General features: G+C 69.4%; 11 protein-coding genes. 9 read left to right on the plus strand and 2 right to left on the minus strand.

Going from position 1 to position 13,983, the window contains the following annotated elements:
* The first annotated feature begins 83 nt into the window (after positions 1-83).
* Positions 84-2,600, plus strand: coding sequence for a RelA/SpoT family protein (locus tag B5557_RS36570; protein ID WP_079663503.1), 2,517 nt, complete (start codon positions 84-86; stop codon positions 2,598-2,600).
* A gap of 102 nt (positions 2,601-2,702) precedes the next feature.
* Here the strand turns inward: B5557_RS36570 and B5557_RS36575 are convergent, their stop codons facing one another.
* Together B5557_RS36575 and B5557_RS36580 are read right to left on the minus strand one after the other, a co-directional pair.
* Positions 2,703-3,932: a DUF349 domain-containing protein gene (locus B5557_RS36575; RefSeq protein WP_079663504.1), complete on the minus strand. Its 1,230-nt coding sequence runs from the start codon at positions 3,930-3,932 to the stop codon at positions 2,703-2,705.
* A gap of 190 nt (positions 3,933-4,122) precedes the next feature.
* The gene (locus B5557_RS36580; protein WP_079663505.1) at positions 4,123-4,938 is read right to left on the minus strand and encodes a peptidylprolyl isomerase; all 816 of its coding nucleotides are present in this window, start codon (positions 4,936-4,938) and stop codon (positions 4,123-4,125) included.
* Positions 4,939-5,117: 179 nt separating this feature from the next.
* On the opposite strand from B5557_RS36580, the gene B5557_RS36585 reads away from it, so the two are divergent.
* The 8 genes from B5557_RS36585 (at position 5,118) to alaS (ending at position 13,980) form a co-directional block, all read left to right on the plus strand.
* Positions 5,118-5,834 carry an MBL fold metallo-hydrolase gene (locus B5557_RS36585; RefSeq protein ID WP_079663506.1) on the plus strand — a complete coding sequence of 239 codons (717 nt, stop codon included), beginning with the start codon at positions 5,118-5,120 and terminating at the stop codon, positions 5,832-5,834.
* 12 nt (positions 5,835-5,846) lie between these two features.
* The gene (gene hisS, locus B5557_RS36590; protein WP_079663507.1) at positions 5,847-7,109 is read left to right on the plus strand and encodes a histidine--tRNA ligase; all 1,263 of its coding nucleotides are present in this window, start codon (positions 5,847-5,849) and stop codon (positions 7,107-7,109) included.
* Between the two features lie 201 nt (positions 7,110-7,310).
* Positions 7,311-7,970 (plus strand): vitamin K epoxide reductase family protein, encoded by a 660-nt coding sequence (locus B5557_RS36595; RefSeq protein ID WP_079663508.1) that lies wholly within the window; start codon positions 7,311-7,313, stop codon positions 7,968-7,970.
* Positions 7,971-8,041: 71 nt separating this feature from the next.
* The gene (locus B5557_RS36600; RefSeq protein ID WP_079663509.1) at positions 8,042-9,397 is read left to right on the plus strand and encodes a replication-associated recombination protein A; all 1,356 of its coding nucleotides are present in this window, start codon (positions 8,042-8,044) and stop codon (positions 9,395-9,397) included.
* A gap of 311 nt (positions 9,398-9,708) precedes the next feature.
* Positions 9,709-10,323, plus strand: a complete 615-nt coding sequence (rpsD, locus tag B5557_RS36605) for a 30S ribosomal protein S4 (RefSeq protein ID WP_079663510.1) — start codon at positions 9,709-9,711, stop codon at positions 10,321-10,323.
* A 181-nt stretch (positions 10,324-10,504) separates the two neighbouring features.
* Positions 10,505-10,945 carry a DUF948 domain-containing protein gene (locus B5557_RS36610; RefSeq protein ID WP_079663511.1) on the plus strand — a complete coding sequence of 147 codons (441 nt, stop codon included), beginning with the start codon at positions 10,505-10,507 and terminating at the stop codon, positions 10,943-10,945.
* Between the two features lie 9 nt (positions 10,946-10,954).
* On the plus strand, positions 10,955-11,308 hold the full coding sequence (locus B5557_RS36615; RefSeq protein ID WP_079663512.1) for a hypothetical protein: 354 nt from the start codon (positions 10,955-10,957) through the stop codon (positions 11,306-11,308).
* The gene (alaS, locus tag B5557_RS36620; RefSeq protein ID WP_079663513.1) at positions 11,308-13,980 is read left to right on the plus strand and encodes an alanine--tRNA ligase; all 2,673 of its coding nucleotides are present in this window, start codon (positions 11,308-11,310) and stop codon (positions 13,978-13,980) included. Before B5557_RS36615 ends, alaS begins: the two co-directional genes overlap by 1 nt.
* Positions 13,981-13,983 lie beyond the last annotated feature (3 nt).

The following is a 13,983-nucleotide window of genomic DNA, read 5'->3' on the forward strand; positions in this document are numbered from 1 at the left end:
GGAGGCGATCCCGGAGCCCAGGATCGCTACGATGGGTGCTCCGGAGCCTGACCGGGGACCCGGATCGCGCACGAGGAGTCCTCTTGCCAGACGAGGCCCAGCACCTGACCGCCGCCAAGCCCGAGTCCGCCTCGGCGCCCGCGGCCATGCCCGCGACGAGCGACGCGCGCGGGCCGGTCGAGCACGACCGTTCCGCGCCCGTCGACAAGCCGGCCGAGCAGCCCCGCCCCAAGCCGGCCCCGGCCGAGCGCCCCTCGGCCACGCCCGTCGGCCGCCCGGCCGCCGCCCAGCCGACCGCGCGCTCCGGCTCCTCCAACCGCGTCCGCGCCCGCCTCGCCCGGCTCGGCGTCCAGCGCGCGAACCCCTACAACCCGGTCCTGGAACCGCTGCTGCGGATAGTGCGCAGCAACGACCCCAAGATCGAGACCGCCACCCTGCGCCAGATCGAGAAGTCCTACCAGGTCGCCGAGCGCTGGCACCGCGGTCAGAAACGCAAGAGCGGCGACCCGTACATCACGCACCCGCTCGCGGTCACCACGATCCTCGCCGAACTCGGCATGGACCCGGCCACCCTCATGGCGGGCCTGCTGCACGACACCGTCGAGGACACCGAGTACGGCCTGGAGGACCTGCGCCGCGACTTCGGCGACCAGGTCGCCCTGCTCGTCGACGGCGTCACCAAGCTGGACAAGGTCAAGTTCGGCGAGGCCGCGCAGGCGGAGACCGTGCGCAAGATGGTCGTCGCCATGGCCAAGGACCCGCGCGTCCTGGTCATCAAGCTCGCCGACCGCCTGCACAACATGCGCACCATGCGCTACCTCAAGCGCGAGAAGCAGGAGAAGAAGGCGCGCGAGACCCTGGAGATCTACGCGCCGCTCGCCCACCGCCTCGGCATGAACACCATCAAGTGGGAACTGGAGGACCTCGCCTTCGCGATCCTCTACCCCAAGATGTACGACGAGATCGTACGGCTGGTGGCCGAGAGGGCACCGAAGCGTGACGAGTATCTGGCCATAGTGACCGACGAGGTCCAGGCCGACCTGCGCGCCGCCCGCATCAAGGCGACCGTCACCGGCCGCCCGAAGCACTACTACAGCGTCTACCAGAAGATGATCGTCCGCGGCCGTGACTTCGCGGAGATCTACGACCTGGTGGGCATCCGTGTCCTCGTCGACACCGTCCGCGACTGCTACGCGGCCCTCGGCACCGTGCACGCGCGATGGAACCCGGTCCCCGGCCGGTTCAAGGACTACATCGCGATGCCCAAGTTCAACATGTACCAGTCGCTGCACACGACGGTCATCGGCCCCAACGGCAAGCCGGTCGAACTCCAGATCCGCACGTTCGACATGCACCGCCGCGCCGAGTACGGCATCGCCGCGCACTGGAAGTACAAGCAGGAGGCCGTCGCCGGCGCCTCCAAGGTGCGCTCGGACCAGCCGCGGACCACCGGCAAGGACGACCACCTCAACGACATGGCGTGGCTGCGCCAGCTCCTGGACTGGCAGAAGGAGACGGAGGACCCCGGCGAGTTCCTGGAGTCCCTGCGCTTCGACCTGTCACGCAACGAGGTCTTCGTCTTCACGCCCAAGGGTGACGTGATAGCGCTGCCGGCCGGTGCCACGCCCGTGGACTTCTCCTACGCGGTGCACACCGAGGTGGGACACCGCACCATAGGAGCCCGGGTCAACGGCCGTCTCGTGCCGCTGGAGTCGACCCTGGACAACGGCGACCTGGTGGAGGTCTTCACCTCCAAGGCGGCCGGCGCCGGGCCGTCCCGGGACTGGCTGAACTTCGTGAAGTCGCCGCGCGCCCGCAACAAGATCCGGGCCTGGTTCTCCAAGGAGCGCCGCGACGAGGCCATCGAGCAGGGCAAGGACGCCATCGCGCGCGCGATGCGCAAGCAGAACCTGCCGATCCAGCGCATCCTCACCGGGGACTCGCTGGTCACGCTGGCCCACGAGATGCGCTACCCGGACATCTCCTCGCTGTACGCGGCGATCGGCGAGGGCCACGTGGCCGCGCAGAACGTCGTGCAGAAGCTGGTGCAGGCCCTCGGCGGCGAGGAGGCGGCCACCGAGGAGATCGACGAGGCGGTTCCGCCGTCCCGTACCCGTGGCCGCAAGCGGCGCAGCAACCAGGACCCGGGTGTGGTCGTCAAGGGCGTCGACGACGTGTGGGTCAAGCTGGCCAGGTGTTGTACGCCCGTGCCCGGCGACCCGATCATCGGATTCGTCACACGCGGTAGTGGCGTATCGGTTCATCGCAGCGACTGCGTCAACGTGGAGTCACTGTCCCGCGAGCCGGAGCGGATCCTCGACGTCGAGTGGGCGCCGACGCAGTCCTCGGTCTTCCTGGTCGCCATCCAGGTCGAGGCTCTGGACCGCTCCCGTCTGCTGTCGGACGTCACGCGGGTCCTGTCCGACCAGCACGTCAACATCCTGTCCGCGGCCGTCCAGACCTCCCGTGACCGGGTGGCCACCTCCCGCTTCACGTTCGAGATGGGCGACCCCAAGCACCTGGGGCATGTCCTGAAGGCCGTCCGCGGGGTCGAGGGCGTCTACGACGTGTACCGGGTGACGTCGGCACGCAGGCCCTGACGCGAGCGCCGGGAGCATCCCAGGAGAAGGCGACGCGAAACGGCCCGGCGGTGGTCTCCCACCGCCGGGCCGTTTCGCGTCGAAGTGAACTCGACCGAGGTACTAGCCGCCGAACTCGTGCAGGCCCTTCAGCGCCTGGTCCAGCAGCGCCTGGCGACCCTCCAGCTCCCGCTCCAGCTTGTCGGCCTTCGCCGAGTTGCCCTGGGCGCGAGCCTGCTCGATCTGCGTCCGCAGCTTGTCCACGGCGGCCTGGAGCTGACCGGTCAGACCCTCGGCACGCGCGCGTGCCTCCGGGTTCGTCCGGCGCCACTCGGCCTCCTCGGACTCCTGGATCGCCCGCTCCACCGCGTGCATCCGGCCCTCGACCTTCGGCCGTGCGTCGCGCGGGACGTGGCCGATGGCCTCCCAGCGTTCGTTGATCGAGCGGAACGCGGCCCGCGTCGCCTTCAGGTCCCCGATCGGCAGCAGCTTCTCGGCCTCCTCGGCCAGCTCCTCCTTGAGTTTCAGGTTCTCCGTCTGCTCCGCGTCCCGCTCGGCGAAGACCGAGCTGCGGGCGGCGAAGAAGACGTCCTGGGCGCCGCGGAAGCGGTTCCACAGGTCGTCCTCGTGCTCGCGCTGGGCGCGGCCCGCCGCCTTCCACTCCGCCATCAGCTCGCGGTAGCGCGCGGCCGTCGGACCCCAGTCCGTCGAACCGGACAGCCCCTCGGCCTCGGAGACCAGCCGCTCCTTGATCCGGCGGGCGTCCTCGCGCTGCGCGTCCAACTGCGCGAAGTGCGCCTTGCGGCGCTTGGAGAACGCCGAACGCGCGTGCGAGAACCGGTGCCACAGCTCGTCGTCGGACTTGCGGTCCAGCCGCGGCAGACCCTTCCAGGTGTCCACCAGGGAGCGCAGCCGCTCACCGGCGGCCCGCCACTGGTCGGACTGCGCGAGCTGCTCCGCCTCGATGACCAGGTCCTCCTTGGCCTTGCGGGCCTCGTCGGACTGCTTGGCGCGCTGCTGCTTGCGCTCCTCGCGCCGCGACTCGACGGTCGCCACCAGCTTGTCCAGCCGGTGCCGGAGGGCCTGGAGATCGCCGACCGCGTGGTGCGCGTCCACCTGCTCGCGGATGTGGTCGATGGCGACCTGCGCGTCCTTCGCCGACAGATCCGTGGTCTGTACACGCTTCTCGAGGAGGCCGATCTCGACAACCAGGCCCTCGTACTTGCGCTCGAAGTAGGCCAGGGCTTCCTCGGGGGAGCCTGCCTGCCAGGAACCGACCACCTGCTCGCCGTCGGCCGTACGCACGTACACGGTGCCCGTCTCGTCGACGCGGCCCCACGGGTCGCTGCTCACAGCGCCTCCTCCACATGATGCCTCCGAGGGGCTTCAGCGTCCCTGGGCATCGTCCACAGTTTCGTCACGGCCAACATAGGCGACCGGCGGGCCGCCTGTCCGCATCCAGCGCGACCGAAATTGCGCAGTTGACCGCGCCTTAGTCGTCGCGTTGTCGTCGGGTTGTCGTCGGGTTGTCGTCAGTTCGGCGTCAGGATTTCGTGACCGTCGCCTTGTTGATCACGACCGTCGCGTTCGGGGCCCCGTCCCCGGCGCCCGTGTTCTCGCCCGCGGCGGCGATCTTCCGCAGCACCTTCATGCCGTCGGCCGACACCGTACCGAACGGCGTGTAGCTGGGCGGCAGCTGACTGTCCTGGTAGACGAGGAAGAACTGGCTGCCGCCGGTGTGCGCCTGACCGGTGTTGGCCATCGCGACCGTGCCCGCCGGGTAGGTGTTCGCCTTGAGGCCGGCATCCTTCAGGTTCTCGTCCGGAATGGTGTAGCCGGGGCCGCCGCTGCCCTGGCCCGTCGGGTCGCCGCACTGCAGCACGTAGATGCCCTTGGTGGTGAGCCGGTGGCACTTGGTGTGATCGAAGTAGCCCTTGCCGGCGAGGAAGTCGAACGAGTTCACCGTGTGCGGCGCGGCCTTGGCCTTCAGCGCTATGCCGATGTCACCGCACGTCGTCGCGAGCGTCATCGTGTACTTCGCCGACGTGTCGATCGTGACTGCCGGCTCCTTCTTCCAGGTCTGCGTCTTGATCGAGCCCGCGGCCGGCTTCTCGCACGGGTCCTTCGCGGCGCTGGGCGACGCGGAGGGCGTGGTCTCGGAGCTCGCGTTCGTCTTGTCGTCGTCCTTCAGGACGCCGGTCGTGTACAGCGCCAGGCTGCCGATGATGATCACGCCGAGCACCGACGCGATCACCGAGTTGCGCATGCGCGCCTTGCGCCGGGCGGAGGTGCGCCGCTGCTGCTGCCGCAAGAACTTCTCCCGGGCGAGCTGACGCTTCCGCTGTTCCTGGGTGACCACCGCGTTCTCTCCTCGTGCGTCTCGTACGTCGACTGGGGCGCGTGCGTCTTGTGAGCCGACCGCCTGCGTGTGCCCCGTACCGTATATGGGTTCGCTGAGGAAACGGCAGCGCCGGTAGGCTCTGACCACTGGCGCAGCCGTCAGAAGCCCACGCGTATCGACACAAACGAAGGACGATCGTGCTCATTGCCGGGTTCCCCGCCGGGGCCTGGGGGACGAACTGTTATCTCGTCGCCCCCGCCGCCGGTGAGGAGTGCGTGATCATCGACCCGGGCCACCAGGCGGCCCCCGGAGTCGAGGAAGCGCTCAGGAAGCATCGGCTCAAGCCCGTCGCCGTCGTCCTCACCCACGGCCACATCGACCATGTGGCCTCGGTCGTCCCGGTGTGCGGCGCGCACGACGTACCGGCCTGGATCCACCCCGAGGACCGGTACATGATGAGTGACCCCGAGAAGGCGCTCGGCCGGTCCTTCGGGATGCCGCTGATGGGTGAGCTGACCGTGGGGGAGCCGGACGACGTCCGGGAGCTGACCGACGGCGTGCGGCTGGACCTGGCGGGTCTGGAGTTCTCCGTCGCGCACGCGCCGGGCCATACCAAGGGGTCGGTGACCTTCCGGATGCCCGAGACGGCCGAGATCCCGTCGGTCTTCTTCTCCGGGGATCTGCTGTTCGCCGGCTCCATCGGACGCACCGACATGCCCGGCGGCGACATGGCCGAGATGCTCGACTCGCTGGCCCGTGTGTGCCTGCCGCTCGACGACTCGACCGTGGTGCTGTCCGGCCACGGCCCCCAGACGACCATCGGCCAGGAGCGCGCCACCAACCAGTATCTGCGGCAGGTGGCGGCCGCCGGCCAGGGAGAGGGCCCTTCGGCTCCTCCCCGACGAGGAATGTGACGAGAGACTTCCGTGAGCACCTTTCAGGCCCCCAAGGGCACGTACGACCTGATCCCGCCGCGTTCGGCGAAGTTCCTCGCGGTGCGCGAGGCCATCGCCGCGCCGCTCAGGAACTCGGGCTACGGCTATGTCGAGACGCCCGGCTTCGAGAACGTGGAGCTCTTCGCGCGCGGTGTGGGCGAGTCCACCGACATCGTGACGAAGGAGATGTACGCCTTCGAGACCAAGGGCGGCGACAAGCTGGCCCTGCGCCCCGAGGGAACCGCCTCCGTGCTGCGCGCCGCGCTGGAGGCGAACCTGCACCGGCAGGGCAACCTCCCGGTCAAGCTCTGGTACTCCGGCTCCTACTACCGCTACGAGCAGCCGCAGGCGGGCCGCTACAGGCACTTCTCCCAGGTCGGCGCCGAGGCGATCGGCGCGGAGGACCCGGCGCTGGACGCCGAGCTGATCATCCTCGCGGACCAGGCGTACCGCTCCCTGGGGCTGCGGGACTTCCGCATCCTGCTGAACAGCCTGGGCGACAAGGAGTGCCGTCCGGTGTACCGCGCGGCGCTGCAGGACTTCCTGCGCGGCCTGGACCTGGACGAGGACACCCTGCGCCGCGCGGAGATCAACCCGCTGCGCGTCCTCGACGACAAGCGCGAGTCGGTGCAGAAGCAGCTCGGGGACGCGCCTCTGCTGCGGGACTACCTGTGCGACGCCTGCAAGGCGTACCACGAGGAGGTCCGTGAGCTGATCAGCGCGGCGGGCGTGGCGTTCGAGGACGACCCGAAGCTGGTGCGCGGCCTCGACTACTACACCCGGACGACCTTCGAGTTCGTCCACGACGGTCTGGGCTCCCAGTCCGCGGTGGGCGGCGGCGGCCGCTACGACGGTCTGTCGGAGATGATCGGCGGCCCCGCGCTGCCGTCCGTCGGCTGGGCCCTCGGCGTCGACCGCACGGTCCTCGCCCTGGAGGCGGAGGGCGTCGAGCTCGAACTCCCCTCCACGACCAGCGTGTTCGCGGTGCCGCTGGGCGAGGAGGCCCGCCGGGTCCTGTTCGCCAAGGTCACCGAGCTTCGCAAGGTCGGCATCGCGGCCGACTTCTCCTACGGCGGCAAGGGGCTCAAGGGCGCCATGAAGAACGCCAACCGCAGCGGGGCCCGCTACGCGATCGTCGCCGGTGAACGCGACCTCGCCGAGGGCGTCGTCCAGCTCAAGCACATGGAGACCGGTGAGCAGACGGCGGTCGGCGTGAACGAGATCGTGGCAGAACTGGAGTCGAGGCTCGGTTAGTTCCCACGAGGGTGCCGGATCGTCCGGTCCGGCACCCTTCGCTCGGGTGTGCTGCCCCGGCTCGTCCATCGGCCGAAACCGAACGCCCAGGGGCGCCCGCGCGTACTTCCTTATGTCCACTGAACGGTGGACACGCGGCCCCGTGCGGCACAATGGCCCCTGCCCGAAGATGGTCCAACTCTCAAGTGACGGATCGGCGTGATGAGCAAGACGACAGTCAAAGACGTCTCCACGGAGTCCGAGCCCGAGCGCGTCGCCGCGACCGTGCCCCGGACGGTGGGCGGCAGCCGTGCGTTCGCGATCCTGCTGCTGATCACCGGTGCGGCCGGTCTGCTCGCCGCCTGGGTCATCACGTTCGACAAGTTCAAGATCCTCGAAGGCAAGGTGGACGGCAAGACGTTCACCCCCAGCTGCAGCATCAACCCGATCGTGTCCTGCGGCAGCGTCATGGAAAGCAAGCAGGCCGCCGTCTTCGGCTTCCCCAACCCGATGCTCGGCCTCGTCGCCTACGGCATCGTCATCTGTGTCGGCATGAGCCTGCTGGCCCGGGCGAGCTTCCCCCGCTGGTACTGGCTGACCTTCAACTTCGGCACGCTCTTCGGCGTGTCCTTCTGCACCTGGCTGCAGTACCAGTCCCTGTACGAGATCAACGCCTTGTGCCTGTGGTGCTCGCTGGCCTGGGTCGCGACGATCACCATGTTCTGGTACGTCACCTCGTTCAACGTGCGCAACGGCCTGCTGCCCGCACCGGGCTGGCTGAAGCGGTTCTGCGGCGAGTTCACCTGGGTCGTGCCGGCCACCCACGTCGGCATCATCGCCATGCTGATCCTGACCCGCTGGGGCACCGACCTCTGGGCCTGAGCCCGGCCGCGGACCGGCCCCTGACCCGGCCCCGGACAGGACTGTCGGACCCCTGACGTAGGCTCCGATGTGTGGAGCCCGACCTGTTCACCGCCGCAGCAGAAGACCGCCAGGAGAAGGACCCCGCGGGGAGCCCCCTGGCGGTCCGGATGCGTCCGCGCACGCTCGACGAGGTGGTGGGCCAGCAGCACCTGCTGAAGCCGGGCTCACCCCTGCGCCGCCTGGTCGGCGACGGCGCCAAGGGCCCGGCGGGCCCGTCGTCCGTGATCCTCTGGGGGCCGCCCGGCACGGGGAAGACGACTCTGGCGTACGTCGTCTCCAAGGCCACCAACAAGCGGTTCGTGGAGCTGTCGGCCATCACCGCGGGCGTCAAGGAGGTCCGCTCGGTCATCGACGGCGCCCGCCGCGCCATCGGCGGCTACGGCAAGGAGACCGTCCTCTTCCTCGACGAGATCCACCGCTTCAGCAAGGCCCAGCAGGACTCCCTCCTCCCGGCCGTCGAGAACCGCTGGGTGACGCTGATCGCGGCGACGACGGAGAACCCGTACTTCTCGGTCATCTCCCCGCTCCTGTCCCGCTCCCTCCTGCTGACCCTCGAACCCCTCACCGACGACGACCTCCGCGATCTCGTCAAGCGCGCACTGGCCGACGACCGCGGTCTCAAGGGCGCCGTCACCCTCCCCGAGGACACTGAGGCGCACCTCCTGCGCATCGCCGGCGGTGACGCCCGCCGCGCCCTGACCGCGTTGGAGGCCGCCGCCGGCGCCGCCCTCGACCAGGACGAGACCGAGATCAGCCTGCAGACCCTGGAGCAGACGGTCGACCGCGCGGCCGTGAAGTACGACCGCGACGGCGACCAGCACTACGACGTCGCCAGTGCGCTGATCAAGTCCATCCGGGGCTCGGACGTCGACGCCGCCCTGCACTACCTGGCCCGCATGATCGAGGCCGGTGAGGACCCCCGCTTCATCGCCCGCCGCCTGATGATCTCCGCCAGCGAGGACATCGGCCTCGCCGATCCGGGCGCACTGCCGATCGCGGTCGCCGCCGCCCAGGCCGTCGCCATGATCGGCTTCCCCGAGGCCGCCCTGACCCTCAGCCACGCCACCATCGCTCTCGCGCTTGCCCCCAAGTCCAACGCCGCGACGACCGCGATCGGCGCCGCCCTGGACGACGTACGCAAGGGGCTGGCAGGGCCCGTTCCGCCGCATCTGCGCGACGGGCACTACAAGGGCGCCGCCAAGCTGGGGCACGCGCAGGGGTACGTGTATCCGCACGACCTGCCCGAGGGCATCGCCGCCCAGCAGTACGCCCCGGACGCGATCCACGGCCGGGAGTACTACGCGCCCACCCGGCACGGCGCCGAGGCCCGCTACGCGGACGCGGTCGAGTGGACCAGACAGCACCTCGGTCGCAAGGGGTCGTGAGCACCCTGTAGACTCGCCCGAAGTGCTGCGTCCCGTGCAGTCAGAACGGGACAGTCAGCCGGAGCCCCGGTCCTTCTGGGATCGGATCGGCTCCAGGAGCGTCGCGCACCGTTGAACGGTGTCGCGGGCAGCCCACCACCACCCGAAGTTCCGGGAACGGTCGGTGGGCCACTCGCGTGCTGCACGTATGTGCCCAGACCAGGGGAGCGGCTGCCCGGCAGGTTCCGAGCGGACCCGGCGGGTTTCCCCGGCTGCGGATGCGACCTCCCTCAACTCTGACAAGCCGGAAAACTAGGAAAGAGACACAGACAGTGGCGAATCAGTCCCGCCCCAAGGTCAAGAAGTCGCGTGCCCTCGGCATCGCGCTGACCCCGAAGGCCGTCAAGTACTTCGAGGCCCGTCCCTACCCGCCGGGCGAGCACGGCCGTGGCCGCAAGCAGAACTCGGACTACAAGGTCCGTCTGCTCGAGAAGCAGCGTCTGCGCGCGCAGTACGACGTGTCCGAGCGTCAGCTCGTCCGCGCCTACGAGCGTGCCTCCAAGGTCCAGGGCAAGACCGGTGAGGCCCTGATCATCGAGCTCGAGCGCCGCCTCGACGCGCTGGTCCTGCGTTCGGGCATCGCCCGCACGATCTACCAGGCCCGCCAGATGGTCGTCCACGGCCACATCGAGGTCAACGGCCAGAAGGTCGACAAGCCGTCCTTCCGCGTCCGTCCCGACGACGTCGTGATGGTCCGCGAGCGCAGCCGCGAGAAGACCCTCTTCGCGATCGCCCGCGAGGGCGGCTTCGCCCCCGACGGCGAGACCCCGCGCTACCTCCAGGTGAACCTCCGCTCCCTGGCGTTCCGCCTGGACCGTGAGCCGAACCGCAAGGAGATCCCGGTGATCTGCGACGAGCAGCTCGTCGTCGAGTACTACGCCCGCTGATCCTTTCCCGGATCGTTCCGCGGTCGTAGGACTTCTGCGCCCAGGCCCGTCGTCTCCCTGCCTACCCGGCAGGCGGGGCGGCGGGCCTTCGCACACCCCTAATCCGGTACGGAACGGCAGCGACGGCGCGATAGGCTCGGAACCCAATCGATTTCGCCGAAGAGCGGAAAGCAGGTGCACGGTGTCCGGTGGTGAGGTGGCCGGAATCCTGGTGGCCGTCTTCTGGGCGATCCTGGTCTCCTTCCTCGCCGTCGCGTTGGCAAGGCTGGCCCAGACGCTCAGGGCGACCACCCGGCTGGTCGCGGACGTGACCGAGCAGGCCGTCCCGCTGCTGGCCGACGCCTCCGCGGCGGTGCGCTCCGCGCAGACCCAGATCGACCGGGTCGACGCGATCGCCACCGACGTCCAGGAAGTCACGTCGAACGCCTCCGCGCTCTCGACGACCGTCGCCTCCACCTTCGGCGGCCCCCTGGTCAAGGTCGCCGCCTTCGGGTACGGGGTGCGCCGGGCCCTCGGCGGCCGCAAGGAAGCCGCGCCCGCCGGCAAGTCCCGGCGTACCGTGATCGTGGGCCGCACGGTCTCCCGGCGGGAGAAGCGGAACGCCCGTGGAAAGAGGGACTGAGAGCCAGCCATGTTCCGCCGTACCTTCTGGTTCACCACGGGCGTAGCCGCCGGTGTCTGGGCCACCACCAAGGTCAACCGCAAGCTGAGGCAGCTGACCCCCGAGAGCCTCGCCGCGACCGCGGCCAACAAGGCGCTCGAGACGGGAGCGCGTCTCAAGGACCGCGCGGTGGGCTTCGCCCTCGACGTCCGCGACAACATGGCCCAGCGGGAGGCCGAGCTGGGGGAGGCGCTGGGGATCCACGAGGACCCCGCACTCCCCGCACCCAGGCGGTACGCCGCCATCGAGAACAGCAGCACACCGAAGAACGCCAAGTACATCGAGAACACGACGTACTCGTACAACCGGAATGAGGACCACTGATGGAGTCGGCCGAGATTCGCCGCCGCTGGCTGAGCTTCTTCGAGGAGCGCGGGCACACCGTCGTCCCTTCGGCGTCGCTCATCGCGGACGACCCGACTCTGCTCCTCGTCCCGGCCGGCATGGTGCCCTTCAAGCCCTACTTCCTGGGTGAGGTCAAGCCGCCCTTCGCGCGCGCCACCAGCGTGCAGAAGTGCGTGCGCACGCCCGACATCGAAGAGGTCGGCAAGACCACCCGCCACGGCACGTTCTTCCAGATGTGCGGCAACTTCTCCTTCGGCGACTACTTCAAGGAAGGCGCCATCAGCTACGCCTGGGAGCTGCTCACCACGCCCCAGGACAAGGGTGGTTACGGCCTGGAGCCGGAGAAGCTCTGGATCACCGTCTACAAGGACGACGACGAGGCCGAGCGCATCTGGCACGAGGTCGTCGGCGTGCCCAAGGAGCGCATCCAGCGCCTCGGCATGAAGGACAACTACTGGTCCATGGGCGTCCCCGGACCCTGCGGCCCCTGTTCCGAGATCAACTACGACCGCGGCCCCGAGTTCGGCGTCGAGGGCGGCCCCGCCGTCAACGACGAGCGGTACGTGGAGATCTGGAACCTCGTCTTCATGCAGTACGAGCGCGGCGAGGGCATCGGCAAGGACAACTTCGAGATCCTGGGCGACCTGCCGAGCAAGAACATCGACACGGGCCTCGGCATGGAGCGCCTCGCCATGATTCTGCAGGGTGTGCAGAACATGTACGAGATCGACACCTCCATGGCCGTCATCAAGAAGGCCACCGAGCTGACCGGCGTCGAGTACGGCGACACCCACGACTCGGACGTCTCCCTGCGCGTGGTCACCGACCACATGCGCACCTCGGTGATGCTCATCGGCGACGGCGTGACCCCCGGCAACGAGGGCCGCGGTTACGTGCTGCGCCGCATCATGCGCCGCGCCATCCGCAACATGCGCCTGCTCGGCGCCACGGGTCCGGTAGTCAAGGACCTCATCGACACGGTCATCGAGATGATGGGCCAGCAGTACCCCGAGCTGGTCACCGACCGCGAGCGCATCGAGAAGGTGGCCCTCGCCGAGGAGAACGCCTTCCTCAAGACGCTGAAGGCCGGCACCAACATCCTCGACACGGCCGTCACCGAGACCAAGCAGTCCGGCGGCACGGTCCTCGCCGGCGACAAGGCGTTCCTGCTCCACGACACCTGGGGCTTCCCGATCGACCTCACCCTGGAGATGGCCGCCGAACAGGGCCTCTCCGTGGACGAGGACGGCTTCCGCCGTCTGATGAAGGAACAGCGGGAGCGCGCCAAGGCCGACGCCCAGGCCAAGAAGACCGGCCACGCCGGCGCCGGCGCCTACCGCGAGATCGCCGACCAGGCCGGTGAGACCGAGTTCATCGGCTACTCCGACACCGAGGGCGAGTCCACGATCGTCGGCATCCTCGTGGACGGCGCCTCCTCCCCGGCCGCCACCGAGGGCGACGAGGTCGAGATCGTCCTCGACCGCACCCCGTTCTACGCCGAGGGCGGCGGCCAGATCGGCGACACCGGCCGGATCAAGGTCGACACCGGCGCCGTCATCGAGATCCGCGACTGCCAGAAGCCGGTTCCGGGCGTCTACGTCCACAAGGGCGTGGTCCAGTTCGGCGAGGTGACGGTCGGCGCCAAGGCCCACGCCGCCATCGACAACCGTCGCCGTACGGCCATCGCCCGCGCCCACTCGGCCACCCACCTCACCCACCAGGCCCTGCGCGACGCCCTCGGCCCGACGGCCGCCCAGGCCGGTTCCGAGAACCAGCCCGGCCGGTTCCGCTTCGACTTCGGCTCCCCGTCCGCCGTCCCCACGACCGTGATGACCGACGTCGAGCAGCAGATCAACGAGGTGCTCGCCCGCGACCTCGACGTGCGCGCCGACATCATGGGCATCGACGAGGCCAAGAAGCAGGGCGCCATCGCCGAGTTCGGCGAGAAGTACGGCGAGCGGGTCCGCGTCGTGACCATCGGCGACTTCTCCAAGGAGCTGTGCGGCGGCACCCATGTGCACAACACCTCCCAGCTGGGCCTGGTGAAGCTGCTCGGCGAGTCGTCGATCGGCTCGGGTGTGCGCCGGATCGAGGCCCTCGTAGGCGTCGACGCCTACAACTTCCTGGCCCGTGAGCACACCGTCGTCGCCCAGCTCCAGGAGCTGATCAAGGGCCGTCCCGAGGAGCTCCCGGAGAAGGTCTCCGCCATGCTCGGCAAGCTGAAGGACGCCGAGAAGGAGATCGAGAAGTTCCGCGCGGAGAAGGTGCTCCAGGCCGCCGCCGGTCTCGTCGAGTCGGCCAAGGACGTGCGCGGTGTCGCCGTCGTCACCGGTCAGGTGCCGGACGGCACGACCTCGGACGACCTGCGCAAGCTGGTCCTCGACGTGCGCGGCCGGATCCAGGGCGGACGCGCCGCCGTGGTCGCCCTGTTCACGGTCAACAACGGCAAGCCGCTGACGGTCATCGCCACCAACGAGGCCGCCCGCGAGCGCGGTCTCAAGGCCGGCGAGCTGGTCCGTACGGCCGCGGGGACCCTCGGCGGCGGCGGTGGCGGCAAGCCGGACGTCGCCCAGGGCGGCGGCCAGAACCCGGCCGCGATCGGCGACGCCGTCGACGCCGTCGAGCGGCTCGTGGTGGAAACGGCCAAGTGAGCC

Source organism: Streptomyces sp. 3214.6 (genome assembly GCF_900129855.1).
Classification (GTDB): Bacteria; Actinomycetota; Actinomycetes; order Streptomycetales; family Streptomycetaceae; genus Streptomyces; species Streptomyces soliscabiei.